General features: G+C 43.2%; 27 protein-coding genes. 15 read left to right on the top strand and 12 right to left on the bottom strand.

What is annotated here, in order from left to right; translation table 11 throughout:
• Window positions 1–386: 386 nt before the first annotated feature.
• The 8 genes from GGR22_RS12245 to GGR22_RS12210 form a co-directional block, all read right to left on the bottom strand.
• Window positions 387–1160: a T9SS type A sorting domain-containing protein gene (locus tag GGR22_RS12245; protein ID WP_182493897.1), complete on the bottom strand. Its 774-nt coding sequence runs from the start codon at window positions 1158–1160 to the stop codon at window positions 387–389.
• A gap of 6 nt (window positions 1161–1166) precedes the next feature.
• Window positions 1167–1691, bottom strand: a complete 525-nt coding sequence (locus GGR22_RS12240; RefSeq protein ID WP_182493896.1) for an ankyrin repeat domain-containing protein — start codon at window positions 1689–1691, stop codon at window positions 1167–1169.
• Between the two features lie 3 nt (window positions 1692–1694).
• On the bottom strand, window positions 1695–2252 hold the full coding sequence (locus GGR22_RS12235) for a YceI family protein (protein ID WP_182493895.1): 558 nt from the start codon (window positions 2250–2252) through the stop codon (window positions 1695–1697).
• 18 nt (window positions 2253–2270) lie between these two features.
• On the bottom strand, window positions 2271–2627 hold the full coding sequence (locus tag GGR22_RS12230; protein WP_182493894.1) for a cytochrome c: 357 nt from the start codon (window positions 2625–2627) through the stop codon (window positions 2271–2273).
• 10 nt (window positions 2628–2637) lie between these two features.
• On the bottom strand, window positions 2638–3486 hold the full coding sequence (locus GGR22_RS12225; RefSeq protein WP_182493893.1) for a DUF5777 family beta-barrel protein: 849 nt from the start codon (window positions 3484–3486) through the stop codon (window positions 2638–2640).
• 8 nt (window positions 3487–3494) lie between these two features.
• Window positions 3495–3890 carry an OB-fold protein gene (locus GGR22_RS12220; protein ID WP_121377323.1) on the bottom strand — a complete coding sequence of 132 codons (396 nt, stop codon included), beginning with the start codon at window positions 3888–3890 and terminating at the stop codon, window positions 3495–3497.
• A 162-nt stretch (window positions 3891–4052) separates the two neighbouring features.
• Window positions 4053–5663 carry a tetratricopeptide repeat protein gene (locus tag GGR22_RS12215; protein ID WP_182493892.1) on the bottom strand — a complete coding sequence of 537 codons (1611 nt, stop codon included), beginning with the start codon at window positions 5661–5663 and terminating at the stop codon, window positions 4053–4055.
• Window positions 5664–5762: 99 nt separating this feature from the next.
• On the bottom strand, window positions 5763–6662 hold the full coding sequence (locus GGR22_RS12210; RefSeq protein ID WP_182493891.1) for a helix-turn-helix domain-containing protein: 900 nt from the start codon (window positions 6660–6662) through the stop codon (window positions 5763–5765).
• 160 nt (window positions 6663–6822) lie between these two features.
• On the opposite strand from GGR22_RS12210, the gene GGR22_RS12205 reads away from it, so the two are divergent.
• Window positions 6823–7230: a DoxX family protein gene (locus GGR22_RS12205; RefSeq protein WP_121377320.1), complete on the top strand. Its 408-nt coding sequence runs from the start codon at window positions 6823–6825 to the stop codon at window positions 7228–7230.
• Between the two features lie 65 nt (window positions 7231–7295).
• The gene (locus GGR22_RS12200; protein WP_182493890.1) at window positions 7296–7964 is read left to right on the top strand and encodes a hypothetical protein; all 669 of its coding nucleotides are present in this window, start codon (window positions 7296–7298) and stop codon (window positions 7962–7964) included.
• On the opposite strand, the gene GGR22_RS12195 is transcribed toward GGR22_RS12200, so the two are convergent.
• On the bottom strand, window positions 7965–8504 hold the full coding sequence (locus tag GGR22_RS12195) for a MepB family protein (RefSeq protein ID WP_182493889.1): 540 nt from the start codon (window positions 8502–8504) through the stop codon (window positions 7965–7967).
• An 11-nt stretch (window positions 8505–8515) separates the two neighbouring features.
• Window positions 8516–9901: a hypothetical protein gene (locus GGR22_RS12190; RefSeq protein ID WP_182493888.1), complete on the bottom strand. Its 1386-nt coding sequence runs from the start codon at window positions 9899–9901 to the stop codon at window positions 8516–8518.
• Window positions 9902–10095: 194 nt separating this feature from the next.
• On the opposite strand from GGR22_RS12190, the gene GGR22_RS12185 reads away from it, so the two are divergent.
• Together GGR22_RS12185 and GGR22_RS12180 are read left to right on the top strand one after the other, a co-directional pair.
• Entirely contained in the window at window positions 10096–10536 is a 441-nt protein-coding gene (locus GGR22_RS12185; RefSeq protein ID WP_182493887.1) for a hypothetical protein, read from the top strand.
• Between the two features lie 9 nt (window positions 10537–10545).
• Complete coding sequence (locus tag GGR22_RS12180) at window positions 10546–10881, top strand: hypothetical protein (RefSeq protein ID WP_121377315.1); 336 nt, start codon at window positions 10546–10548, stop codon at window positions 10879–10881.
• Window positions 10882–11224: 343 nt separating this feature from the next.
• Here the strand turns inward: GGR22_RS12180 and GGR22_RS12175 are convergent, their stop codons facing one another.
• The gene (locus GGR22_RS12175) at window positions 11225–11557 is read right to left on the bottom strand and encodes a DMT family transporter (protein WP_121377314.1); all 333 of its coding nucleotides are present in this window, start codon (window positions 11555–11557) and stop codon (window positions 11225–11227) included.
• A gap of 167 nt (window positions 11558–11724) precedes the next feature.
• On the opposite strand from GGR22_RS12175, the gene GGR22_RS12170 reads away from it, so the two are divergent.
• The 5 genes from GGR22_RS12170 to GGR22_RS12150 all read left to right on the top strand — a co-directional run bounded on the left by GGR22_RS12170 (window position 11725) and on the right by GGR22_RS12150 (window position 18013).
• The gene (locus GGR22_RS12170; RefSeq protein ID WP_182493886.1) at window positions 11725–12195 is read left to right on the top strand and encodes a hypothetical protein; all 471 of its coding nucleotides are present in this window, start codon (window positions 11725–11727) and stop codon (window positions 12193–12195) included.
• 118 nt (window positions 12196–12313) lie between these two features.
• Complete coding sequence (locus tag GGR22_RS12165) at window positions 12314–12988, top strand: response regulator transcription factor (RefSeq protein WP_121377312.1); 675 nt, start codon at window positions 12314–12316, stop codon at window positions 12986–12988.
• A gap of 3 nt (window positions 12989–12991) precedes the next feature.
• Window positions 12992–14314: a sensor histidine kinase gene (locus GGR22_RS12160; RefSeq protein ID WP_246336957.1), complete on the top strand. Its 1323-nt coding sequence runs from the start codon at window positions 12992–12994 to the stop codon at window positions 14312–14314.
• Between the two features lie 117 nt (window positions 14315–14431).
• Window positions 14432–14617 (top strand): hypothetical protein, encoded by a 186-nt coding sequence (locus GGR22_RS12155; protein WP_121377311.1) that lies wholly within the window; start codon window positions 14432–14434, stop codon window positions 14615–14617.
• A 246-nt stretch (window positions 14618–14863) separates the two neighbouring features.
• Entirely contained in the window at window positions 14864–18013 is a 3150-nt protein-coding gene (locus tag GGR22_RS12150) for a T9SS type A sorting domain-containing protein (RefSeq protein ID WP_182493885.1), read from the top strand.
• 93 nt (window positions 18014–18106) lie between these two features.
• Here the strand turns inward: GGR22_RS12150 and GGR22_RS12145 are convergent, their stop codons facing one another.
• The gene (locus GGR22_RS12145) at window positions 18107–19042 is read right to left on the bottom strand and encodes a polysaccharide deacetylase family protein (RefSeq protein WP_182493884.1); all 936 of its coding nucleotides are present in this window, start codon (window positions 19040–19042) and stop codon (window positions 18107–18109) included.
• 558 nt (window positions 19043–19600) lie between these two features.
• Between GGR22_RS12145 and GGR22_RS12140 the strand changes: the two genes are divergently transcribed.
• From GGR22_RS12140 to GGR22_RS12115, 6 genes are all read left to right on the top strand, one after another.
• Window positions 19601–20899, top strand: a complete 1299-nt coding sequence (locus GGR22_RS12140) for an epoxide hydrolase family protein (protein ID WP_182493883.1) — start codon at window positions 19601–19603, stop codon at window positions 20897–20899.
• A 37-nt stretch (window positions 20900–20936) separates the two neighbouring features.
• Window positions 20937–21968, top strand: a complete 1032-nt coding sequence (locus tag GGR22_RS12135; RefSeq protein WP_182493882.1) for an alpha/beta fold hydrolase — start codon at window positions 20937–20939, stop codon at window positions 21966–21968.
• 136 nt (window positions 21969–22104) lie between these two features.
• Window positions 22105–22533 carry an organic hydroperoxide resistance protein gene (locus GGR22_RS12130; RefSeq protein WP_220477655.1) on the top strand — a complete coding sequence of 143 codons (429 nt, stop codon included), beginning with the start codon at window positions 22105–22107 and terminating at the stop codon, window positions 22531–22533.
• Between the two features lie 101 nt (window positions 22534–22634).
• Window positions 22635–23375, top strand: coding sequence for a DUF1223 domain-containing protein (locus GGR22_RS12125; RefSeq protein WP_182493881.1), 741 nt, complete (start codon window positions 22635–22637; stop codon window positions 23373–23375).
• A 110-nt stretch (window positions 23376–23485) separates the two neighbouring features.
• A complete protein-coding gene (locus GGR22_RS12120; protein ID WP_182493880.1) occupies window positions 23486–24505 on the top strand; it encodes a sensor histidine kinase in 1020 nt (339 codons plus the stop codon).
• Window positions 24486–25253 carry a LytR/AlgR family response regulator transcription factor gene (locus GGR22_RS12115; protein ID WP_182493879.1) on the top strand — a complete coding sequence of 256 codons (768 nt, stop codon included), beginning with the start codon at window positions 24486–24488 and terminating at the stop codon, window positions 25251–25253. The genes GGR22_RS12120 and GGR22_RS12115 overlap by 20 nt, the downstream gene beginning before the upstream one ends.
• The last annotated feature ends 85 nt before the right edge of the window (window positions 25254–25338 follow it).

Genomic DNA, 25338 nt, shown 5'->3' with positions numbered 1-25338 from the left:
CTATTATTTTTCGCCGATTCTTTTTATACTATCATTCTATTTTTTCAATACTATTATTTTTAGTCTTTATAAGCGCCCTATTCTGATTGAAGTTGGAGGCACTTCTCCATTAGTAAATAAAAAAGCAAGATTCTTGGATAGGTTTTTCGGGTTTTTGATTTTATGCATTTCCCTTGTCACTCCATTAGCAATGAAATACACTAAATTTGACGAAATAAACAGCCATAGAAAAAGAATAAAAATGACAGCTACAATTCTCGAAAAACAAGAGAAGATGCGTTTTTGTTGAATATTATCAAAAATCATTTGTCCTGATATCTAAAATAAAAAGAGCGGCTATAACCAATAGCCGCTCTTTCCGTCATGAACCTAAACAAAAAGCAAATTTATTTTTTCACGAGTCTTTCGATAGTGATTTCATTGTTAGATGTCTCGATTTCCACAAAATACAGTCCAGACTGCAATGAGGAAATGTCAAGCATTTCTTTGCGGTTTGAGAAACGTGCCGCTAGTTTTCCGGTAGCATCATAAATCACGACCGACTTGATATCGTCTTCTGTTCGGATGGAGAACTGGCTTGAGGAAGGATTCGGATAGATCGCTATTTTTTTAGCAGCTTCTACTTCACCGACACCCAAAGCAGGGCTCAACGGCACATCTGTCTGGTAGCCTCTGTTGCCTGCGCCATGGTAGGCCAGCGAAAAGCTAGCAGTTCCCATTTTGGCAAAAGCAAAGTCGATAGACGAATTGGCATATACAAAAGCATAGTCGCTTGAACTTGCCGTGTCGAAAGCTCTTGTAGCTACGATCGTGCGTGTTCCGGTAGCAACCGTGTTAGACGTTACCGTCCAGTTGTTTGTGTCTGCCGATGGAGCAGTACCTACGCCATTGTGGACAGCATCTACAAGCGTTGTTCCGTTGTAATACACTACATCCTGTCCGGATTCCATTCCTTGTCCTTCAGCAAAAGAACCGAATTGCAATGCAAACCAGCGATCCGATGGGCCAGTCAGCGTTAAGGTTGCTGTAGAGTTCGTGCTGTTCAGGTCGAGCTTGGCCGTCATTCCCGAAAGCAGGTTGACCGTTCCCGTTGTTTTTGTCTGGGCCTGCGCGGCGAAGGCGAAAAGTCCCAGCGATAATAAGAGTAATCTTTTTTTCATAGTTTCTTAGTTTTTGAAAAGGTTAATAATGTCTTGGTTCCTTGTGTCTACGGCATATTCGAAGGGTGCCTTTCCCTGTTTGTCTTTCTGGTTTTTGTCGGCCTTATGGCGCAGCAGCAGCTCGATGAGTTCCTTGTTTTTGAATTGTATCGCATAGAGCAGGGGCGTCATTCCGCCTGCATCGGCAATGTTCGGGTCGGCGTTCTTTTTTAACAGCGCTTCGGCCAGCTTGATGTTTCCTTTTACGGCTACCGCCGCTAAGGCCGTACCGCTGGAGCTGCTGTAGTTGATGTTCTTGGCATTTTCGACCAAGTATTCAGCTACGGGCAAATTGCCTCTGTAGCAGGCCAATATCAGCGGCGTAAAGCCCATAGTATTGTTTTTGTTGATGGTGTCTGGGTTTTTGGATACCAGGGCTTTCATTTCTTCAACGGTGCCGTAACGGGCCGTATCAAAAACGTCTTTCGGGCCTTTGTTCTGTGCGATAGCTGCTGTGGCTACGAACAGCAAGAGTAGGAGTGTCTTTTTCATGTCTTATTGCTTGTTGAGTACGAAATTATAGTCTACGGCAATGTCATTTGCCACTTTCTTGCTGACGATTTTGGGTATCTCGATCGCAAAATCTTCGGGTTTTACCATGAAGCTGCCTGTAATCTTGTAACCAGCTCCAGATTTCGAAATCTTGGCCGTGCTCGATACTTTTTTGGTCTTGCCATGTAATGTGAGCTCTCCTGTGATGGTGAAAGCTTTTTCTGCTGTCGTAACCTTGGAAGTGTCAAAGCCTTCTATTTTTCCTTTAAACGAAGCTTTCGGGTATTTATCGGACTCGACATAGTTTTCATTAAAATGCTCTTCCATCAAGGCCAGCTTGAAGCGGAAGCCTTTCATGAGCGTAAGCGCGGCAAAGTCTCCTGTGGCCGTTTCTAATACGGCCGAGGTACTTTTGTTTTCTGCGGCTACTTCTTCAAATGAAGGAACTGAAGCTTCGAATTTTACGCTTCCGGTCTTGGTAATGTATTTCTGCGCGTTTGCAGACAGGGCTCCTAAAAGAAGCGGTATCCATAACAGCAGTCTTGTTTTTTGCAGTATCATAATTTTCTTTTTTATCGATTAGTTTTCTAACAGTCCGTCGGCTCTCCATTGCAGGAGCAGGTTGATGTTGTCTTGCGGCATCCTTCCGGTCTGCGGCATCTGGCCAGATTCTCCGTTCTGCCGCTGTATCCTGTCGAGCAGGTTGGTGTTCTGTACGGCATCCTTGACTTCCAAATAGGTCGTAAGCGGTCGGAAAGAGGCCGCTCCTCCAGCGGAATGGCAGCGGATGCAGTTGGCGTCGACGATGGCTTTTGCAGTGTTGGCATAGGTGACAGGCCCGTCGATTACGGTCGGTTCTTCCAGTTCTTCATAGGTGCCGGAGTCACAGCTGCTGCATATCAGGGCAAAAAAGGATAGTGCTAGTATTTTTTTCATGAGTGGCATATTAAAAAACGCGGTATAAGTTAAATCCGAAGAAAAAATCGCCCTTTCCCCAATCGCCAGCGGCACCTGTTAGATAGCCGCTTTCGGTCATCGACTGCGAGTTCGTGAACAGCAGTTGGAAGATATGGCCGCCTGTTTCAACATCGAGCCCTACCGACAGCGGATTGTTGTAAAAGCTCGGCTTGTCGAAATTATAGGCATATTCGAGATTGACAGAAAGTCTTTTGGTGAGCTTCATCCTGCCGCCGTAGCCCATCGCAAACTGGTTGTCGTTTTCTATGGCAGGATTGTAGAGGTTCTTGTGGATGAAAGAAGGCACGAGTTCCAGCGAAAGCCTTTCAGACAGCTTTCGGGAAACAATCAGCTGGGAAACATAGGTCAGCCTGTCTGAAAACTCAATCTTAGGATAGTCGTCTTTTTTGAGCTGGCTGTTGATGTCGAGCGTATTGTAGCCTACGATTTCAAACGGAAACGCATCGCTCTGCCTGGCCAGCCTGTATTTTACCGAAGCTTCGTATATTTTGGAAAGCGTATGTCTTGAGCCGCTGACGGAAAGCCAGTCGGTCAAGCCGTAAATACCGCCAATTTTAGTGGTGGCATCGTCAAATCCGAAAAACTCAGAAATACCGCCTTTTACGGTACCAAATCGGTGCGATACGACAAAGTAGAATTCTTTCTTGGCGGGCATCTTGGTAGACTGCATGGTAATGACCTGCAATCCTTTAAAGGCGGCCGTTGCATAGGTATCTTGCACTTGTGTGGAATCGAGTTGAGACAGCAGGTCTTCTTGTGCGCTTGCAGAAGCGGCAAATAGGAAGAAACAGGCCAACTGCAATAGGATCTTTTTCATGGGTGGTATTATTGTATTAGAGTGCATTGGTCTAGTTTTACTTCTTCCATCAGCTCGTCAAAGCCGATGCATCTTCCTTTAAGGGTCACTTTTGCGCCTACGATATTTTCGCTCAGCATCTTGCCGAAAGTGCAGGTTATGCCAGAGTCGAGGGTGAGGAGCGAGTCGGAAACCTGCGTGACTTTGCCGCTGACCTCGATGGTCTTGTTCAGATAGCTTTGGTCGGAAGCCGAAAGGTCACGTTTGTAGGCATCAAGAAGCTGTGAGGCGGCAAGGCGGTGCGCCGCTTCTTCTTTTTCGATGTTTCGGGCTTCCTTATATAGGACGCCGTTGTAGAGATAGGCAGCTCCGCAGAAAAGCAATAAAGCTATTGCGGCTGTCCATTGTACTTTTTTTCTGTTCATGATTTTATGTGCGCTTTTGGGTAATTCCGGAATTTATCTGGAAGTCCAAAATTTCATACTCAAAATTAGCAGATACGAGCATAAGCCCCGAAAAAAGCAGGTAGACAAAAGGTAGACAAGCAGTGATAATGCAGTAGATAGATGGTAGACAAGCGCCTTGTTTTATACTGAAAGTATAAAGCTGGTCAGGTTTTCGTCGGCCGCAAGCTGTAATTTTTTACGCAGTCGGTAGCGAGCGGTCTTGACACTGTCGGGTGAAATGTTGAGTATGGAAGCCATCTCTTTGATGGACAGATTGAGCTTGATAAGCGCACATACTTTTAGGTCGTTGGCACTGATTTCTGGATACAGCTGCTTGAGCCTCGTATAGAAATTTTTGTTGATGCTTTCGAAATAGAGATTGAAGTCATCCCAGCTGTTGTTCTGCTCAAAATGGCGGTTGACCATCTTGACAAGCTGCTGTTCCGACAGTGGCTGCTGTTTTTCTATGGCAGTCTTGATGTCGCTGAGGAGCTCGTTTTTCTGCAGCATCTGCAGGGTGACGGCGCTGAGCTGGCTTTCTTTATGGTCGATGTCGTTCTGAAAGCGTATTTCTTCGAGTTCTCTTTGTTTTTCGAGGGCTTCCAGCAGTGCTTCTTTGGTCTTGAGCAGGTTCCTGTCGCGCTTGTTTCTGTTCTTGAGGTAGAAGTATCCGGTCACCAGTGCCGTGAGGAGCACAATGATGCATACGGCCAGCAGGTAGTTGGTGAGTCGGGCGACTTCCTTTTCTTTGGAGACGAGGGCCAGCTTTCTGTTTTTCTCGGCTACTTCAAATTGTACTTCTAGGCTCTTGACAATCTTTTCTCTTTCGAGCGAATGCAATTGGTCTTTAAGGAAAATCAGTCGGGTCTGCAGGCGGGACGTCTCAAAGTAGTTTTTTTCTTTTTCATAATAGCTGATAAGCGTCTCGACAGTCATGATTTCAAACAGCTTGTCCGACAGCGCGGCGGCTATCTGGTTGGCCTTTTGGAACTGCTGGAGGGCTTGATTCTTGCTCTTGTGGGCGAGGTGCCATTTTCCTATAGCGAGCAGGGCTGAGACTTGCGCTTGCTTGTTTTCGGTTGTGTTGGCAATGGCGAGTGCCTTCTGGAAGTAATCGAATCCGTTTTGGTCGTTGTGTCTTTCGAGCTCGCTCCTGCCGATGTTGATATAGGCGTTAGGCAAATAGGCTTGGTTGCCTGATTTCTCAAAGTCTTTTAGCGCCAGCGCATAAAAATAGGTAGCGGAATCCTGTAGCTGCTGCTGTTCATATAAGGAGCCGAGGCTGGAATAGGCAAGGCCGAGGGTTCCGCTCTTGTCTTCGTGGCTTTCTAGTATGCTGATTACTTCGCGGCTGATAGGCTTGGCTTGTGCGTATTTTTTCTGCCGGCTGTAGATGGTACTGATGAGCTGCAGGCATTTGCTGCGTCCGATCTGGCCCAAGTCGGGATTGCTTTTTTCTAAGCGGGTATAAACCTTAAGCGACTGAAAGGCATAGTCGAGTCCTTTTTCATAGCTGGAACCGAAAGAGCAGATGCCGAGATAGAGCAGCGATTCGGCCGTATCAATCTCGTTTTTGTCTTTTTTGGCTTTTTCGTAAGAAAGGAAGAAATACCGAAAAGCTTCGTCGTCATGGTCTTTTACGAGCGCTTCCCAGCCCTTCTGCATCAGAGTGTTCTGCGAAGAGGGCTGTGCCCTGCTGCCTATCGAAAGGAGCAGTAAAAGCAGGACCAAGAACTGCCGACTGTACTTCATGGGTGTTTTTTAGGTATTGAAATGGAATCCAAAGATATAAATATTTTGATGCGGTAAAAAGGGCAGGGCGAATAAGGGCTTTTGCGGTATGCTTTGGGGCTAATTGTTGCTGTTTCTCCTGCGGTATTCTGAGGGAGAAAGTCCCGTATTTTTCTTAAAGGACTTCCCGAATGCGGACTGGTCGCTGAACTGCAGTTCTTCGGCAATCTGGGCAATCGTCAGGGCAGGGTCGGCGAGCAGCACACGGGCTTCTATGATGACGGATTCTTCGATAAGCTCGCCTGCAGTCTTGCCCGATACTTCTTTTAATATCTTGGTCAGGTGGCCGCTGGTTACGCAGAGCGACTCGGCATAAAACTGTACGCTGCGCTGCTGCTTAAAATGGACATCGAGCAGTTTCAGGAAGTTGAGCGTGAGTTCTTGCTGTCTTGAGATATCGGGATTCAATCCTGTGTTTTCTTTTTTATAGCGCACGGCTACTAGGTACATGAGCAGGCTGAAGGTATGCTGTATGATTTCGCTGGTGAAGGGCTCTCGTCCTCTTTCCTTGTTTTTTTGCTGCAGCAGTCGGGACAGAAAGACAAAATTGTCGCGCTCTTCGGCATCCAGCGAAAGCTTGGGAATGGCTTTGGAAGCAAAAAACTCAAAGGCTTCGATCTCGTTTTTGCTGCGGTTGGACTGGAGGGCAAAGTCTAGTGTAAAGCTTATGGCGATAAGCTCGACGTTGCCGTCGATTTCGAGGGTATGGTTAATGGTTCTTGGCGAGATGATAAGCAGGTCGCCAGAAACTGCTACATACGGAATCAGGTCGAGCTGCATTTTCACCGTTCCCGAAAGGATGAGCAGTATCGAATAGTTGTCGGACCGATAAGGATAGGGAAAGGGAATTTCTGTTATCGCGCTGCCCATATAGACATGCAGTCCTTCGGATTGGGGCACGTCGCCCAATATTTCAAGGATATCGCTGATCGAGAGCTTTCTGATGCCTGTCTTTTCCAACCGGATTGTTTTTAGATTCGTAAAGTTAGCTATTTTCTGCCAATCAACGATAGGGCAGGCAAATCAAAAAGGCGGGTTTCAGACCAATTTTGGACGGAATGGCACGAAGGGCTATCGTTGGTTAAGGCGTACATTTAATACAGCTTAAAACTCAAGTATCATGAAATATATACCCTTAATCGGCAGGTTTCTTTTTAGCATCATCTTTATGTATTCTTCTATTGCCAAATTTTCTGACACCTTTGTCTATGAGGCGGCGGCCAAGGGCATTCCGCTGTCTTATATACTGATTCCGCTGGTCGGTATTTTTGAAATGGCGGCAGGGCTCAGCATCTTGTTTGGCTTTATGGCGAAATGGGGCGCTTGGCTTATTATCATCTTCCTGCTTCCGGTCACGTTTATCATGCATGATTTTTGGACTGTGGAAGACCCGATGCTCCACGAGCTGGTACTGCTCACGTTTATGAAAAATATCTCTATTATAGGCGCTGCGCTGATGCTGGCGTATTTTGGAGCAGGCCCGTATAGTGTTGATTCGATGCGGGATGAGAGTAAAAAAGGGGCATGAATACGCTAGCGTAGTACTATTTATCAGGACTTTCTTATATTAGCTTCCTAAAAAAATCATTAGGAATGAAAAAATATGTCCTTATTCTTTTAGTGCTTTCGTATGCTACTATGAACAGCCAAACCATACAACAAGTAGATTCTTTGGCTTCAAAAATGTGCGAGTCATTTAAAGAACTAAAGGAGGTCAAAGATGAAACCAAGATCATGATGGTGTTCGAGAAACATCTGCCCACTTTTTATGAAAAGGCAAAAGTAACTTCTCAGGCGCAAGCGGATTCTTTAGTAAATCGGGTTTATTTCAGGCTTCAGCGGAATTGCCAAGCTTTCCTTGATATCTTGGCTGGCATGGAGGAGAATAAAAGCGACTGGGGCAAGCTGGCGGAAAAACCGAAGTCTAAACTTTCAAAAAAAGAAAGTGATGCTTTCTTTTCGGGGAAAAGCTTTTACTATAAAGAATACGATGGAAGCATCGTGAACGTAGCACTGTCTTCTAGCCATTGGATTGAAACTTTTGAGGATGGTACGACTTCAAACTTATTGATTCGTCCCAAAGGTAGCGGTGAATTCGAATTGGAATTTCTGGAGAGCAATAATAACAAGCGGAAAAACTTTAGCGTCAAAGGCGACGTATATCGTTATGGGATTTATTCTGTAGCAGAAGGAATTTATAGCGCGTGGGTAGCTACAAAAGACAACGAGTATCATTCTTTCCGTATTTATACTCGAAAATAACTAAACTGTCAGTAACGTAATTAATTCGGATGCCCGTTCGAGGTCTGTCGTGCCGTCTTCCTTAATTTCCAAGAAATAAAGCACTTGCCATTGCTGTGTCTTCTCGGCCTGTCTGCTCGTGGGTTTGTCCCACGGCGGATAGACACGGATGCCGCGTTTTCCTTCTCTAGTGGCGGAAGAGACAATCCCTTTTTCTAAGAGTATTGATTTTGGAAAGATAAACTGTCCGAAATTGCTGCCGCTTCTCGCTGATATGATAATGAAATCAAAAGGGTCTGAACTGCTAAAGGGCTCGGTTATTCCTTTTGGATTTCTTTTCCATAGCGTAACAAACTGCCCGATTTTCTTGGGCGTAATCTTGGAGCTTCTGTACAGGACAGGCTTTCCGCCTAACGTAAAAGTACAGGCTGCATATTCGGCACTTTCAGCATCGGCTTTTAGGGCAGCGAGGGCTAATCCGATGTTGTCATACACGAGTTCGCTAGCTACAGCCAGGTCTTTAAAAGTATTGTCTAAAGAGGGTGAAGTGACTTTCGCCATAGCGTTCTGTCTTATTGTTTTTGCACCGCCAATTTTTCGATAAGCTTTTCCGTCGGCGTGTTTATCTGATTGATAATAAAGAGCTGTGTCTTGTCGTCTAACAGGATGTTGTAGGTAAACTCTTTGTCTTTTTTGTACTTCCAGTTTTTGAGTTCCGGAAATTTGCGCTTTATGAGTTCCAGCTTGGCGGCGTGGTCTTTTGAGACGATGATTATTTTGGTCATCGGCACGGCTTTCATCTTTTCGATGCTGTTTTCTGTCACCTGATCTTCTTCTTCGGTCATAGAGCGGCGCTTGTATTGCTGTCGGATGGTCCTAAAGTCTTCCTTGTTATCGGAAATCATATACCTAAAGCACATGATGTTGTCCATCTCATTGCTCCAGTTCGGGAAATTATCGTCATAGAGCTGGATATAGGCATCTACAAACTCCTTATCCATTGCCTTTTTCTCGGTTATATACTTTAAGACCAGCGGATAGCTCTTTTTGGCCATTTCGTTGATATATTTCCAGTTGTACCATTTTTCTTCGTCCAGCGTACCGTTTAGTTTTTCCATTACATAGCCATTGCCTAAAGCTGTTGCCAGTACCTCATTCAACAGCATATAAGCATAGGCGCTGTTTTTGGAAGGGTTCTGCTTGAAAGAGGCATACAGTTGTTTTTTAAGCGCTAGCGGCTGCTCGTCATAAACGATATGGTAGATTTCGTGCAGCATCACGCTGAATAGCGACACATGGTCGGTGAGGTCGGTCTGCACGGCACTGACAAAATTGTTATAAAAAGCCTGCGCGGTAAAGCCTTCTGAATTCGGCAGCGGATAAAAAGCCACCTCAAAAGGAATAGAACTGTCCCAGCTCGAACCGTAAAAGGCAAGTCCCGTCTCAAAATAACCGCTGATGTTGTGGGCACGGCTGTATTCTTGTATGTCGGCCAGCTGCTTCTCGAATTCCTTCTTATTGGGTTCGTAGATCAGCTCTCGATAGATAGGCGTAAATTCTGAAATGATGTCTGCCAGCCGAATCAACGGCTTGTTGGTGACGAGTCCGGCAGAGCGATTTTTGAATTCTTTTAGATTGTCTGTCGCAATCAGGTTCTTTTTCAGGAATTCCGTTGTCATGCCTGGTATTTTTGAACCGTATGGATATTCCGAAAAATGGTAGGTATAATCGATGGCTAGCGTGTCCATCTCAGCAATCAGCTTTTGGTATTTTTCGGTATTGTACTTGGATTTCGAGAATTCGGTCTTAAACGGGTTGTCGCGACGGTCGGGATTAATCTCCTGTACAAACACAAAAACAGCCAATTGTTCTGAGAATCGGATGTTGAACACAGGCTTTTGAGCAAATGCTGCGGCTGTAAAAAAACAAAGCCATAAAAAGAGGAATCGATATGCCATATTTTGTAGTTTATTTCTATCATAAAACGATGCCAAGATACGTATTTCGTAATAGAAAATGTAGCGAAAAGAGGTTGTTTTGTGTTTATGGAACTTTTCAAGAATCACTTATTTCAGCAAATTAGGTTTAAAAAGAATTTTATTGCTGAAAGAATCTACTTCTTAATTAAATTTGGAGTAGTTAAAGATAAAGAATGAAAAAAATAGGGTTTATTGTGACGGTTTTATTTTGCCTGTTTATGATTAGCTGCATGGATTATACAGACAAAGAAGGATTAATTGTTTATAATGGTACTGATAGCGAAATTTATAGCATCCTATCTAATTCTGATAATATATCAGATTCTGATTATTTTGCTAGTTATAGATATGATAAAACAGTTTCGGCTTTTAATATAATGGAAATAGCACCAGATAAAGAGCAAGAAAATAAAGACAGGCCTGTGTATTGGGACAGTTTCTTTGCTTCTTCCAAGGATAAAAAGGCAAGGTTATTTATTATTTCAAAAGATAGCGTAGATAAGTATGGGTGGGCAAGAATAGTAAAACTAAAGAATAGGGTTTATGATAAAAAATATCTTTTGACTAAACAAGATTTGGAAAAAGCTGAGTGGAAGATTGTATACAAAAAATGATATTCTAAGATGACAATAAAGAAACTACTACGATTTTATCCTGTGATAGTAATATTTGGGATATTTATTTACTTCCATTTGGTTGGTAAAAAGAATAATGAGAAATTTTATAAGTCAAAAGTCAATTCCTTAATAGTAGAACGAAATAATTGGCAAGTGAGGGCTACAGCATTTTATTTGTCAAATGGTTTAAAAATTGATTCTAGCAGTTTAGCAGAATTTGATTTGAAACTAGGCGATTCTATTGTAAAACAAAAAAACACGCATTTATTTAAGGTATATAGAAGAGAAAACTCTAGAGAAGGATATTATTTTTTATCGGAATATGATAATAATAGATATTGATTTAAAAAAGATTGATTCATAACTTACTATTGCTGCTTAAAGTTTCCTTCAAACACTCACAAATGACGTTCTATCATCCGCCGATGGCGTTCCGAACCCCGTCCGTGACGTTCGCAACGCCATGAACGGGGTCCCGAATGCCAAATTTGGCGTTCCAAACGTGAAAAATGGCGTCTACCAACGTGAAAATTGGCGTTCCGAACGCCAATTTTGACGTCCAGAATGCCATCGGCGGGTGATAGAACGTCACGCGCGCCTGTTGGACACCCGTTAATTTGTGAATCAGCCTCGCCAATGGTGTCTTGATAGGAAATAATGGGGCCTATGCTCGCAATGCCGCAGTCTAATGCGCCGATGTCTTAGAAAAAACATTGATGACAACCACGCCGGCTATGATGAGCAGCAGTCCGATTATAGCAGGTAGGTCCGGAACCTGCTTGAACATAACAATACCCACCAGTGTTACGAGAACAATACCAATGCCCGACCAGATCGCATAAGCAATGCCTACCGGAATCGACCTCAGCGTAAGGCTCAAGAGATAAAATGCGGCAATATAGCCGATAATCGTGATAAGGCTCGGAACCAGTTTTGTGAATTGTTCCGAAGCTTTGAGGGAAGAAGTGGCTATCGTTTCAAAGACAATAGCGAGCAACAAAAAAAGATAGTTTTTCATGTGATACGATAAGTAATAAGGCTGTTCTGCTAAAATACGACTTCAAATAGCAGGTTTGTTTTTTGAGAAGTTAAATCTGACCAAATAAATAGCAACTTTTTTGATTCTTCATTTGCTCTTCATTTTCAGATTGTAACTTCGTTCTGTATTTATTAAAAAGCAAAACCATGAAAAAAATAATCCTGTCAGCGCTATTGCTTGCCTCAATCAGCTTTTATGGGCAAGCCGATACCAAAAGCCAAAAATATGTTCCTCCAATCGAGGCGAGGATTGCTTTTGAAAAAGAATTTCCCAAAAGCATTCCAGAATGGAGAAACGAATATGGAGACGGAGACGATGATGAAGAACTTTTTGTAGCCGAGTTTACGATGCAGGGCGCTAAAGTATCGGCCTATTATAACTTAAGAGGAGAAATGCAGGTGCTCAAGCATGGTATAGCGCCCAACCAATTGCCGCTTGCTACTATAAGCTACCTGAAAAAGAATTATCCAGCTTATAAGATTGCTGAAGCCGTGAAAGTGCGAAACGATAAAAACGAATATACTTATGAAGTGGGACTTGAAAACAGTTCCCGATTTTATGATGCTGTTTTTGATGGCGCTGGCGACTTCCTGCAGCTGGTGGAAAAAGATCGTTGATTGGCTATGTTTTTTTTGATTGCAGCTTCTCCTAAACACAAAACACTATAGTTTAGGAGAAGTTTTTCTTTTTTGATAGCCTCAGAAACACTATTTTTAAACTGTCAAACACTTTCCTATGAATATCCTGATTGTTGAAGATACGAAAGAACTAGCCGTTGAGCTGATCGATTATCTTTCCAAGAGCGGCTATATCTGTAAATGGGCCGCTACCTGCGAAAGCGCTCTGGAAGAAGCAGAAGTCAACCAATACGATGCCATGCTGCTGGACTTGGGCTTGCCCGACGGAAGCGGATTCGACGTATTGAAAAGCGTGCGGAAAGCAAAATCTAAGATGGCCGTGATTGTCATTACGGCACGGGGCGAACTCGACGATAAAATCAACGGGTTGGAACTGGGTGCCGATGACTATCTTACCAAGCCTTTTGCGCTGACCGAGCTGGGCGCGCGTTTGTATGCCGTTATCCGTCGTATTCATGGGTTTGCCGTGAATGAGTTGGACGTGCACGGATTCAAGATTCAATTGCAGGATTACAAGGTAAGCTTTAAGGAAAATCCGATTGCACTGACCAAAAAAGAGTTTGACATCTTTCAATACTTAGTTCTCAACAAAAACAGGGTCATTACGCGCTTGCAGCTTACGGAACATGTCTGGGGCGATGTGCTGGAAGTCAGTTCCGATTCTAATTTTATAGACGTGCATGTGCGCAACCTCCGCAAGAAGCTCGACAAGCATGCTTCGATAGAGTGGTTTGAAACGGTGCGGAATGTGGGCTATCGAATTATAAGCTAGAACATGAAGCTAAAACATAAAATATCAATCTTTAGCGCTGTCATCCGCCTGCTCTTGCTGGCGATCATGTGGTTCACCTTGTCTTTTGTGATCAAGAAAGTAGCCTACAAGAACATCGAAAGCTCGATGATCGAAAAACGTGACAAGTTTGTCAAGAACCTGAATACTTCCGAAATCAATGCTTTTATAGAACGCAACGACAGTACGGAGCTGTATGTAAGCTTTTCGAACCTGCACAGCGAGTTTCTGCAATTGTACCGTTCTAAAGCTAAAGCCGCCAGCCAAAAAGACTATTTTGTGGATGAGCCTCGAGTCGTAGAAAAAGAACAGAATGAGTATCGCGTACTGTACCATCATTTTACGTATAAGAATACCGATTATGTCCTTGAAATAGGAGAGCGGCTGAGCGAGGTCAACGAACTGCTAGAAAAGTTCCATCTGGTAATCTTGCTACTGCTTACGGTAACGCTTATCCTGTCGCATTTTGCCCAGTCGTTCTTTATCGATTACCTGTTGCGTCCTTTCCAGAAGATTATCGACAAGAAGATCAATCTGATTAATGAGCCCGAATTGTTCGACCATTCTAAAGTGCATACGACTACTTCGGATTTTATATTGCTGGATAGCGGACTGAATGAAATGATGAACCGCATCCAGGAACAGTTTAAAAAAGAAAAACAGTTTATAGCAAACGTTTCCCACGAACTGCTCACGCCGATCTCGATCCTCCAGAACCGATTGGAAAACCTGCTCAATAACGAATCCATCAATGACGAAGGCATTGACAAGATTGCTGTCTCGCTTCGCAACCTTGATACCCTAAAACGCATCATCAATAACCTCTTGCTTATTTCGCGCATAGAAAACAACCAGTACTCTAATTTTGAAGCGATAGATTTCCCTGTACTGATTTCAGACCTGCTTAGGGATCTAGAAGATCGGATTGAAATAAAACAGCTTCAGGTGTCTAGCACTATCCAGCACCATTTTCTGTTTGAAGGCAACAAGACCTTGCTGCACATCTTGTTTTATAACATCCTATTCAATGCCATCAAGTTTACGCCAGACGGCGGAAGCGTATCCATTTCAGATTCTTTCCAGAATGACCGCTATGCCATAGCTATTTCGGATACTGGAAAAGGAATGACGGAAGTACAGCTGTCTCAGATTTTTAACCGATTCATGAAAATTAATCTGGAAGATGAGGGACAAGGATTAGGACTCGCCATCGTGTCAAGCATTGCCACCCTCCACAAAATAGAAATCAAGGTAGCTTCCGAGGTTGGTATCGGAACAACTTTTACGCTTTATTTCCCGAAAAGTTAATTAAAAGTTAAACAAATTAACAGCAGCCTATCTTCATTTGTTCTTCATCTAGCGGTCCTAACTTTGACCTATAATTAAGAAACAAACAATCTTGTTTAATTTAAAAAAATAGAAATCATGAAAAAATTAATGATGTTAGCCGTTTTTGTTTTAGGAACTAGTGCTATGATGAATGCACAACAAAAAGAATCAAAAGCAGAAGTCAAAAAAGAAGTAAAACATGCTAAAAAAGCAGAAAACAAGGAAATGAAAAAAACCGAAGCAAAGGCTAAAAAAGAAGAAGCGGCTAAAACGAAAGCTTAATCGAGGACTGTCCGTCCATTCATTGCAACTGATTTCATAAGTAGAAAGCTCCTAAATCTAGGAGCTTTTTTTATGCGTTTTAGTTTGGGTCTGAAAGTCTCTTAACGATGTAACTATCTGGTTAACACAATCGTAATTTTTATTTGTTCATTTTGAAATCTTAGGGTAATACAAGAGGTATATGTTTGTTGCCGTTTGAAACAAGCGTAGACAAGAATAAACAAACCTTAAAATAACAATGTATTTATGAACAAAAAATTACAAGAAAAAGTAAGGCATTTTGCCGTGCTTTTGGTACTGCTAGTTGCAGCAGACTCAGTATGGGCGCAAGCCGTTCCAGATGCCAATGGTATACTCTATGTTAAAAAAGGAGCGACAGGAAACGGCAGCAGCTGGACCAATGCCTTGGGCGAAGCCGCCGATGCCGTAAAGGCCGCAAGAGAACTGACAGCAGGAGCCGTAACCCAGATTTGGGTAGCGGGCGGGACGTACTATCCATTATACCGTGTTGATAACCTTAGCGGGATCAATCCGACCGATAGAAACAATGCTTTCGTTTTGGTCAATAATGTCAAGATGTATGGCGGCTTTGCGGGCACAGAAACACAATTGACGCAAAGAGACTTGGCTTTGACAGCAAATGCTTCTATTTTGAGCGGAGATTACAGCAATAATGATATAATATTGGGTATCGGAAGTACGCTTACGATAACAAACAATGACGAAAATGCCTACCACGTAGTTATGGGGGTTGGAGTAAGTGCCGCCAACGCAATAACAAATACAACTGTCTTAGACGGATTTACAATCCGTGGAGGCAACGCTAATATGGCAGGAACAATAAAAATTATTGGATCGAACAAATTTGTACCCAATAATGTTGCTGGAGGAATGTATAATTACTTTTCGTCGCCTATCGTTTCTAATATTGTGATTGTTGGAAATGTAGCCGGCATAAGAGGCGGTGGAATGTATAACGACACATCTTCCCCAACGATTACCAATTTTACTATAAGCAAGAATATTTCAGAACAAGGAGCTGGAATGCAAAATGACAAGAGCCAATCCAAGCCCTATCTGTCTAACGGAATCGTCAATGGGAACTCGGCTAGAGGAGGAACATCTGAAGGCGGTGGTGGTATTAATAATTTTGCAGCAACGCCAACGCTTATTGATGTAGAAATCAGCGACAACCATACGACGAAATTAGGAGGAGGAATAAAGAACAATACCGGCACGACTATACTGACTAACGTGGTTATCAAAGGCAATTTTGCTAAAGATGGCGGCGGGTTTTATAGCACCGATACCGATGATGTTGTTACCAATTGCGTTATCAGCGATAATACGGCAGAAGGCCTAGGCGGCGGATTTTATATAGAACGTTATGGCATTGCTAAGTCACCCATCTTGACAAATGTTACTGTCGCAAGAAATAGTGCCGTTGTGAATGGAGGTGCTATATACAACACAAGTTCCTCTCTAAAAATTCGCAATAGTATTGTTTATGATAACCTTACTGGAGTTTATTATACAAATGCGCAAGCATTACCACAATATACACATAGCCTTGTCCAAGAGGCTACTACAAATGATGCCAACGGAAATATAGACGGTACTACTGATCCGTTGTTTACTGATGCTGCGAATGGCAATTATAAACTCCAACAAGGGAGTCCTGCCGTAGATGCAGGAAGCAACAACTATTATGCACCAGGAAGTACGCCTAATATAGCTGCTATTGTTACTGATATCCTCGGAAACGATCGATTTTATGATGGTACTCCAGACATGGGAGCGTATGAGCTGAACTGTGCCGTACCGAATCCTCCAACAGCCTTGCCGCAGACTTTTTGTGCCTCGGCAACTGTTGCAGAACTAACGGCTACTACAATTGCCGAAGCTACTGCACATTGGTATGCTACCACCGATGCTACTGAAGCTTTGGCGGATACCGCTGCACTGCAAACACAGATCTATTATGTATCACAAGCTATTGGCATCTGCGAAAGTACAAGGATACCTGTAGTTGTAACCATTACCGAATTGCCAGCGGCTCCTACAGCGGCTGCACAGACGTTTTGCGGTACTACGACTGCAGCTTCTCTGGTTCCAGCACCGTCGGCATCAATTATCTGGTATGCAAGCGCCACAGCAACAGAAGCATTAGAAAGCACTTCAAGCCTAGCGACTCAGTCTTATTTTGTATCTCAGAAAAATGGCGACTGCGAAGGACCAAGAACCGAAGTTGCCGTAGTCATCAATACGCCAGATCCAGTAGTTACTCCGCAGACTTTTTGCGAAGGAGCTACGGTAGAAGATTTGCGTGCCACGACAATCCAAGACGCCTTGATACAATGGTATGCCGGAGGTACTTTTGGAGAAGTTTTAGCCAATACCTATCCGCTGACAACAGGCTCTTATTATGTATCGCAAACCGTTGACGGCTGCGAGAGCAGGAGAGTACAAGTTTTAGTAACGATAACGCCGCAAGCGATTCCAAATTTTGAAACCCTGGCACCGATCTGCAAAGATGCTACTGCTCCAACTTTGGCACTGGTAGCTCCAAACGGAATCGCAGGAACCTGGAGTCCGGCTGAAATTTCGACAGCACAGACAGGTACGTTTGACTATGTATTTACGCCAACAGAAGTAACGGGAGTGCTTTGCTTGGTACCGCAGACACTATCGGTTGTCATAATTCCAAAAGCCACGCCTGATTTTGCACCTGTTGCCGATGTATGCCAAGGAACGACGGCTCCTGCTTTGGCCTTGGTTTCTCCAAACGGCGTTGCAGGAACGTGGTCGCCAGCAACAATCGATACGGCACAGCCGGGTACAGCGGATTATGTGTTTACTCCAGAAGTAGGAGCCTGTGCGATAGCGCAGACTTTATCGATAACCGTAAAAAACCAGACTCCGGCTCCAACGGGGCAAGAAACGCAAGATTTTGTTACAGGCGAAACGCTGGCTGATTTCGACGTAACGGGCGAAAATATACTATGGTATGATGCACTGACAGGAGGAAATTTGCTGTCTCCAATAGACCTCATTGTTGCCGGAGGGATCTATTATGCTTCGCAGACCGTAGCTTCTAGCTGTGGAGAGAGCATCGTACGATTGAAGGTTATTGCCGGAACGGAATTAGGAACTCCTATTTTTGAAAGTGATAACTTTAAGTATTATCCAAATCCGGTTCAAGATCTGCTGACTATCGAGTATACAGAAACTATTGATGCTGCTACAGTATTTAACATGCTAGGACAACAGGTAATCGCAAAAAAAACCAATGGAACTAGCTGCCAGTTGAATTTTTCTGACCTGCCTTCCGGAACGTATATCGTGAAGGTTGTTGCTGGAGAATTCTCTAAAGTGTTTAGGGCTGTTAAGAAATAAGCACACATTATATCAATTGCTAAAATCGCCTGAAGTAATCTTCAGGCGATTTTTTTATAGTCTTTACAGAAGTATGATTTGGAAGCGAATACCTTACGGTTTCTTAGAATAAGCCTTGACCATTTCTTCCAGCGGTATTTTTTCGTATTCGCCATCTTCGCCAGGATAACGCAGCGTTGCCGCAATAGCTTCTATTCTTTTGGCGCACTGCCAGATAATGCTTTCGCCGCAAGGCACAATTTGAGGTGCTTCCTCAAAAACAGAATCTTTGAAAGCAGTTTTGGCATCAATTAATTTCCAGCCGCTTTTTTTAAGGGCAATCAGGAGATCGTCGAGGAACAAGGAATTCAGCAAAGAATGATGTATCAGCAACGTATGCTTGACGGGCCTGTGGAATACCGAAACAGCCAGCGAATCGTAATAGGAAGCTCGGTCTAAGATATGCTGGATGTAATAGTTTTTATAGGGCGTAAGGTCGGTATTGATATCCTGCTTTAAGGCTTTTGCTATTTCAGCATCAATGTACCAGTCGGAAGCGTCTATCGTAACCGCGCCATTTTTATAGCCGTTCTGGGATAAAAATACGCGCATCGAATCTCTTTTTTCGGCGGTGTTGCCTTCTTTCAAATACGGAAATCTAAAATACTTTGTATAATGCTTGTAAGTAGTGATGATGCTGTCGCCTTTCAGAAAATCATTGCTGAATTTTTTAAAGGTGGTCGATTTACCATTAAAGTACAGATGCGAGTACGAATGATTGCAGATCAGATGGCCTTGGTCGTCCCATTGTTTCAACAGTGTCTTTCCGTTTGAATCGGCTACTCTCATGCCGCAGACAAACAAAGCCGCTTTGATGCGGTGCTTTTTGAGTGTTTTTAAGAGGGCATCGTTTCTTTCCTGCCATTCGAGTTTTGGAGTCAGAATTGTATTGGGATCGTCAATCGTAATCGAGATTTCTTTTTGGGCATAGGCGCTTGCATTTAGAAGCAGCAGGAGTAGAAGGAAGGCGTATTTTTTAGAACTTGTCATTGTTTAGTTTTGAGGATAGGAGCAGTGCCCATAATTGTTTTAGATTCTTTATAGAGGATGTGAAAATTTATACTTTATCACAAGATTATTCAAATACTGTTTGAAAGAGTCACTCATACCATCTAAGAGATAATAGGCTTCATCACCATTGCCAGTTTTTCCTTGTTTTTGCGCGGGAATAGCAATGTTGGCTATATACTGCTGTTGATAGTAAGAATAATAAAATAATTTGAAGCTTTTTCATGCAATGATAAACTGGTTTTCTCTTTATAATTAATCAAATATATAACAAATCTTCTTGTTTAAGGACTAGATTGTTTACTGTATTTTACAGGATATCTCAATCATTCTAGTAATGGCATCTGCTTCAAAGTTCTTTGTTTGCAAAGATGAATTTACGCTATACGATTCCTATAAAATTTTCAAGCTTACGAATGTCCGTTTCACTCTTCACTTCGTCCGTTTAGGCTATTTCTTGATTGTGTAGCGCTTGCTATCGAAATACTTTTGACCAAGAAATTAAAACAATAATCACATAATTTAATAATCAAAAGCAAAATGAAAACAATCAAAACAAACAACCGTAGTCTTGCCAGCAGATTTTTGGCAGGGACTCTTATCCTGATCGGGACAGCTGGTTTCGCACAGAAAGATCCAGCAAAAAGCACAAAAGATTCAGAAGCGGTTCGCCCGTATCACATCAGCGTTTCACAAGAAGCACTGACCGAGCTTCGCCAACGCATCAATGCGACCAGATGGCCAGACAAAGAAACGGTAGGCGACCAATCACAAGGCGTAAAATTGGAGCAGATCCAAAAACTTGCTGCCTATTGGGGAACTGATTACGACTGGCGCAAAGCAGAATCAAAACTAAATTCGCTGCCTCAATTTGTTACCAACATCGATGGGCTGGATATCCAATTCATACACATCCGTTCAAAGCATAAAAATGCCATGCCGCTAATTATCACTCACGGCTGGCCAGGATCTGTCTTTGAACTTTTGAAAGTAGTTGGCCCGCTTACCGATCCAACGGCTTATGGAGGTCGTGCTGAAGATGCTTTCGATCTTGTATTGCCTTCGATGCCGGGTTATGGGTTTTCTGAAAAACCTAAAGGCACAGGCTGGGGACCAGACCGTATCGGAAAGGCTTGGGATGTGCTGATGAAACGTTTGGGCTACAAAAAATATGTATCGCAAGGTGGCGATTGGGGTTCGGTAATTGCAGATGCAATGGCACGCCAAGCACCACAAGGATTGTTAGGTATTCACGTAAATATGCCAGCAACAGTTCCAGCAGAAATCGCACAAGCATTAAAAAATGGAGAACCAGCGCCAGCAGGATTAACAGCCAAAGAAAAAGCGGCGTATGCATCACTTAATAAATTATATACAAAAGGCGGCGGTTATGCAGGAATGATGGTTACCCGTCCGCAGACTCTAGGGTATGGACTTACCGACTCGCCTGTAGCGCTTGCTTCTTTTTTCTTGGACAAGTTTAATGAATGGACCTATAGCGGCGGCAATGCAGAAAAGTCGCTTACAAAAGACGAGATGCTTGACGATATTTCATTGTACTGGCTGACCAATACGGCGGCTTCATCGGCACAATTGTACTGGGAAAACAATACAAACAATTTTAATGCTGGCGAACAAAGGACAGCAGAAATCAAGATTCCAGTGGCCGTGACCGTATTCCCTGGAGAAATCTACCAAGCGCCTAAAAGCTGGACAGAGCGCAGCTATAAAAACCTGATTTATTTCAACGAAGTAAAAAAAGGCGGACACTTTGCTTCTTGGGAAGAACCGCAACTTTTTGCTGAAGAACTTCGCGCAGCATTCAGATCGCTTCGCTAATTAGTAAAAGAAGCCATAAACCTTAACAACTGAAATCATGTTTGAGATACTAAAATATAAGTTTAGCAATGCGATAGCCGTATTTGCCTTGGTCATTTTCAGCAGTATATCCGCCAATGCCCAAACGAAAAAGACAAGTGCCCAAAATGCCAATTCTGTCAAAACAGCAAATTCGCTGGGGACTTTAAAACAAATCAATGCGGGCGTATTGAATATCGGTTACACAGAAGCAGGTCCTGCAAACGGCACTCCAGTAATCCTGCTTCATGGCTGGCCTTATGACATCCACAGTTTTGAAGAGGTGGTTCCGATGCTGGTTTCTAAAGGCTACAGAGTTATTGCTCCTTATCTAAGAGGCTCTGGGACTACTTATTTTCTTTCAGAAGCTACTCCTAGAAACGGACAGCAATCGGCCATCGCATCAGATATCATTGCTTTTATGGATGCGCTAAAAATAGATAAGGCTATCGTTGGAGGCTTTGACTGGGGCGCAAGAACAGCCGTTATCATGGCGGCGCTTTGGCCAGAACGCGTAAAAGGACTTGTTTCTGTGAGCGGCTACCTGATTGTGAATCTCGAAACAAACAAACAGCCTCTGCCGCCTGCAGCCGAATTGGGATGGTGGTACCAATACTATTTTTCGACAGAACGCGGCGAGCTAGGCTATGCTAAAAATACCTATGATTTCAACAAACAGATTTGGAAGCTGGCTTCTCCAAAATGGGACTTCGACACGGCTACTTTCGACAGGACAGCGCAGTCTTTCAACAATCCAGACCATGTTGCGATCGTCATCCACAATTACCGCTGGAGATTGTCTCTTGCCAAAGGCGAATCAAAATATGATGATTTAGAAAAACGCTTAGCAGCACGTCCGTCAATTACAGTACCGGCCATAACTATCGGCAGTGATTTTGACGGGGCAGCGGCAGACGGGAAATCCTATGCGAACAAATTCACAGGAAAGCATTCGCATAAGATGTTAAACGGGATCGGACATAATGTACCGCAGGAAGATCCACGAGCTTTTGCCGATGCTATCATTGAAGTTGATGGCTATACAAAATAATCAGGCTCAGCAATGTCCGATTCACAATCTACTTTGTCCACTTGAGCCATTTAGCCATTGGATGAGGTACTAGACCGGCCTACTTTTGGCCTATAATTCAAACAAAATAAAAACAACATTTTAAAAATTTACGACAATGGAAAACAACATCCTTCAACCAGAAAAAGTATTGTATACAGGAAAAACGCACACGACCGGAGGCCGCGAAGGTGCATCACAAAGTTCTGACAACCGTCTTGATATCAAGCTTTCGTCTCCAGGTTCTGCTGGCAGCGGAACGAATCCAGAGCAACTTTTCGCAGCAGGCTGGTCGGCTTGCTTTATCGGAGCCATGGGAATTGCGGCAGCGCAGATGAAAATCAAGCTTCCGGCAGAAACAGCTGTCGATGCAGAAGTAGATTTAGGCATGACCGACGGAGCTTATTTTTTACAAGCCCGCCTGAATGTAAGCCTTCCTGGCTTGGATACGGAAACAGCCCGTGCGATTACCGATGCCGCACACCAGACTTGTCCGTATTCTAAAGCGACGAGAGGCAATATCGGAGTGACGATTAATCTAATATAAGCAAAGCCTAAAATAGAATAGCCCGCAAATAGGGCTTTTCTATTTAAGTCAGAAACCCAAATCAAAAATCCTAAATCAAAAATCCTAATTACTATCAAACTATGAAAAAAATAAAACTATTGCCTGTTTTGATTCTTGCACTTGTAGCAGGAACGAATGTTTTTGGACAGAACAAGGCCACTAAAAAAGGTTTTGCTGTATTGGAATTGTTTACTTCCGAAGGCTGTTCCAGCTGTCCGCCGGCAGATGAGCTTATGGGCAAAATCCAAAAAGAATATATGGACAGTGAAGTCTATGTACTTTCCTACCATGTGGATTATTGGGACAAACAGGGCTGGAAGGATGTCTTTAGCGATGCAGACTATACCAAAAGGCAGTATGAGTATTCAAAATGGCTTGGCAGTTCGGTTTATACGCCGCAGCTTATCATCAATGGAAAGGTCGGGCTTATAGGTTCTGAGGAAACCGCAGTGAGAAATGCTACTAAGAAAGCCCTGTCGATGGCCGCTACCGCTGACGTGACTTTGAAAGCAGTACAGTCTGGCAACAAGATTACGGTAAGTCATTCTGTAAATGACGCTTCTAAAAACAGCCGACTGCTTTTGGCCATCGTGAAAAAGACGGCCCAGAGCAGCGTAAAGCGAGGCGAGAATGCAAACCGCATCCTATCGCATTTCCAGATTGTGCATCATTTGCATAGTACAGCTTTGGCTGGAAACGAAAAAGGAACTACAACCTTGACGCTGCCTAAAGGTTTTACTACAAAGGGTTTTGAAATCATCGGTTTTGTGCAAGACAGCAGCAGCGGTGCCATTCTAGGAGCCACAAAAGCGACTTTTTAAAATAGCAATACTCACTTATATAATGATTTAAGCTGGAAGTTTCTTCCGGCTTTTTCAATATTTAAAAATCCTATCTTTGACAGGCAGGGATTCAATTACTACTACAGCATATGGAAAAAGAAAAAAAACGGTTTCAGGTTTCCCGAAAGGTGATATGGGGAAGTTCCATAGCACTGGCCATCCTTGCATCAATCCCTAAATTATTTGACCACGATTCGATGCTGGGCGATATCATTATCAACTTATCGATTACGTTTTTGTTTTCGCTTTTTATCTGGTATTATAATATCTACAGCCTTCCAAAATTTACGTCACGTCGCACTGCCAAGAGCCTGATAAATGGGAAGCTGCTGTTGAGCGTTGTCATGGGTATCGTGATGATGGTGGTTTTGGTTATCGCACATCAGGAGCTTTTTCAGGTCACGAAGATGGATGCGCCCATCATGTTTGAGCTACGAGGCGTCTTGATCAACCTGATTGTTTATATGTTCCTGCACTTGCTTTTCCAAAATTACCAGACACAGCAGATAGGACTGGAACTGGAAAAGACGAAATCGGGACATCTTGGAGCGCAATATGAATTGTTAAAGCAGCAGGTGAATCCACACTTTTTGTTCAACAGCTTGAATACGCTCAAATCTATGGTGGACATGCAGGATCCGCAAAGTTCTGATTTTATCCTGAAGCTTTCGGACTTCTATCGTTTTACGCTCGAAAGCAGGAAGCTAGACTTGATTCCGCTGCGGGAAGAACTCCAGATCCTAGAGGCGTATACGTATTTGTTGAAAGCTCGTTTTGAAGATGGATTTGTCTTGGTAGACGACATCGATGCCAGGCATTATGATTCGTCAATTCCGCCGTTTACCTTGCAGCTGCTGATCGAGAATTGTATCAAGCACAACGTGGTATCGCTAGACAGGCCTCTGCAAATTCGATTATATGTTGAAAATGATTTTCTGGTAATCGAAAATCCGATACAGCTAAAAAAAGGTGCCTTGTCAACAGGTGTAGGACTCGACAATATTAACCAGCGCTTTATGCATCTTATCCATAAAGAGATCGTAATTGACAAAGATGAAACTACGTTTAAAGTAAAAATACCCCTGATTTATGACCATCATAGTAATTGAAGACGAAGTTAAAACAGCCAAAGCTCTAGGACAGCTTATCATGAGCATCAGGCCTGATGTACAGATACTCTCGTATATCCAAAGTGTAGATGGTGCGGTGAGCTACCTTACAGAAAATGACCAGCCGGATCTTATTTTTATGGACATACAGCTGGCAGACGGACTGTGCTTTGAAATTTTCAAGAGCGTTGAAGTAGTGTCTCCCGTGATTTTCTGTACTGCTTTTGACAATTATGCCATTGAGGCTTTCAAGGCAAATGGTATCGATTATGTATTGAAGCCTTTTTCGAGAGAAAGTATTGCTGCCGCTATCAAAAAGGCCGCTGAGCTTAAAAACTTTTTCCAGAGGAATAAAAAGAACCTTCCTGATTTTGAGTATTTGCTGACTAGAAGCGGAGAGAATGCCGGGAAGAGCAGTTTTTTGGTGTTTAAAAATAATAAATACCTCACCGTCCAGACGGAAAACATCGCTTATTTTTTTATAAAGAATGAAACACCTACGATTATGACGTTTGACAAAGGCGAATATCCGATAACGCAGTCTTTGGATGAGGTGCATAAGTTATTATCTCCGAGCCAGTTTTTTAGGGTCAACAGGCAATATCTGGTGAATTTTTCTGCAATCAGAGAGGCAGAGCACTATTTTTCGCGCAAGCTGCTCCTCAAGCTGACGGTTCCTACAGAAGAAAAGCTGTTGGTAGGAAAGGAAAAAGCGACCGCCTTTTTAGGCTGGCTGGAAAACAGATAATAAGAAAGCCTTGCTATAGTTAACAAGGCTTTTTTATTACGGCAAGATCTCAAAACTAGGATCGGCAAGCCAAAAATATGCACTA

The organism is Flavobacterium gossypii, from assembly GCF_014138495.1.
GTDB classification, from domain to species: Bacteria; Bacteroidota; Bacteroidia; order Flavobacteriales; family Flavobacteriaceae; genus Flavobacterium; species Flavobacterium endophyticum.
Note: the sequence above shows the minus strand (reverse complement) of the source record. Positions and strands in the feature narration are given on the sequence as shown.

Coding starts and splice junctions, on each gene's coding strand:
- GGR22_RS12195 (WP_182493889.1), bottom strand. CDS start 8,504: ATGGCGAAAGTCACTTCACCCTCTTTAGACAATACTTTTAAAGACCTG.
- GGR22_RS12240 (WP_182493896.1), bottom strand. CDS start 1,691: ATGAAAAAGACACTCCTACTCTTGCTGTTCGTAGCCACAGCAGCTATC.
- GGR22_RS12125 (WP_182493881.1), top strand. CDS start 22,635: ATGAAAAAAATAAAACTATTGCCTGTTTTGATTCTTGCACTTGTAGCA.
- GGR22_RS12160 (WP_246336957.1), top strand. CDS start 12,992: ATGAAGCTAAAACATAAAATATCAATCTTTAGCGCTGTCATCCGCCTG.
- GGR22_RS12190 (WP_182493888.1), bottom strand. CDS start 9,901: ATGGCATATCGATTCCTCTTTTTATGGCTTTGTTTTTTTACAGCCGCA.
- GGR22_RS12245 (WP_182493897.1), bottom strand. CDS start 1,160: ATGAAAAAAAGATTACTCTTATTATCGCTGGGACTTTTCGCCTTCGCC.
- GGR22_RS12170 (WP_182493886.1), top strand. CDS start 11,725: ATGAAAAAAATAATCCTGTCAGCGCTATTGCTTGCCTCAATCAGCTTT.
- GGR22_RS12200 (WP_182493890.1), top strand. CDS start 7,296: ATGAAAAAATATGTCCTTATTCTTTTAGTGCTTTCGTATGCTACTATG.
- GGR22_RS12230 (WP_182493894.1), bottom strand. CDS start 2,627: ATGAAAAAAATACTAGCACTATCCTTTTTTGCCCTGATATGCAGCAGC.
- GGR22_RS12130 (WP_220477655.1), top strand. CDS start 22,105: ATGGAAAACAACATCCTTCAACCAGAAAAAGTATTGTATACAGGAAAA.
- GGR22_RS12140 (WP_182493883.1), top strand. CDS start 19,601: ATGAAAACAATCAAAACAAACAACCGTAGTCTTGCCAGCAGATTTTTG.
- GGR22_RS12150 (WP_182493885.1), top strand. CDS start 14,864: ATGAACAAAAAATTACAAGAAAAAGTAAGGCATTTTGCCGTGCTTTTG.
- GGR22_RS12145 (WP_182493884.1), bottom strand. CDS start 19,042: ATGACAAGTTCTAAAAAATACGCCTTCCTTCTACTCCTGCTGCTTCTA.
- GGR22_RS12215 (WP_182493892.1), bottom strand. CDS start 5,663: ATGAAGTACAGTCGGCAGTTCTTGGTCCTGCTTTTACTGCTCCTTTCG.
- GGR22_RS12180 (WP_121377315.1), top strand. CDS start 10,546: ATGACAATAAAGAAACTACTACGATTTTATCCTGTGATAGTAATATTT.
- GGR22_RS12225 (WP_182493893.1), bottom strand. CDS start 3,486: ATGAAAAAGATCCTATTGCAGTTGGCCTGTTTCTTCCTATTTGCCGCT.
- GGR22_RS12120 (WP_182493880.1), top strand. CDS start 23,486: ATGGAAAAAGAAAAAAAACGGTTTCAGGTTTCCCGAAAGGTGATATGG.
- GGR22_RS12175 (WP_121377314.1), bottom strand. CDS start 11,557: ATGAAAAACTATCTTTTTTTGTTGCTCGCTATTGTCTTTGAAACGATA.
- GGR22_RS12235 (WP_182493895.1), bottom strand. CDS start 2,252: ATGATACTGCAAAAAACAAGACTGCTGTTATGGATACCGCTTCTTTTA.
- GGR22_RS12155 (WP_121377311.1), top strand. CDS start 14,432: ATGAAAAAATTAATGATGTTAGCCGTTTTTGTTTTAGGAACTAGTGCT.
- GGR22_RS12185 (WP_182493887.1), top strand. CDS start 10,096: ATGAAAAAAATAGGGTTTATTGTGACGGTTTTATTTTGCCTGTTTATG.
- GGR22_RS12220 (WP_121377323.1), bottom strand. CDS start 3,890: ATGAACAGAAAAAAAGTACAATGGACAGCCGCAATAGCTTTATTGCTT.
- GGR22_RS12165 (WP_121377312.1), top strand. CDS start 12,314: ATGAATATCCTGATTGTTGAAGATACGAAAGAACTAGCCGTTGAGCTG.
- GGR22_RS12115 (WP_182493879.1), top strand. CDS start 24,486: ATGACCATCATAGTAATTGAAGACGAAGTTAAAACAGCCAAAGCTCTA.
- GGR22_RS12205 (WP_121377320.1), top strand. CDS start 6,823: ATGAAATATATACCCTTAATCGGCAGGTTTCTTTTTAGCATCATCTTT.
- GGR22_RS12135 (WP_182493882.1), top strand. CDS start 20,937: ATGTTTGAGATACTAAAATATAAGTTTAGCAATGCGATAGCCGTATTT.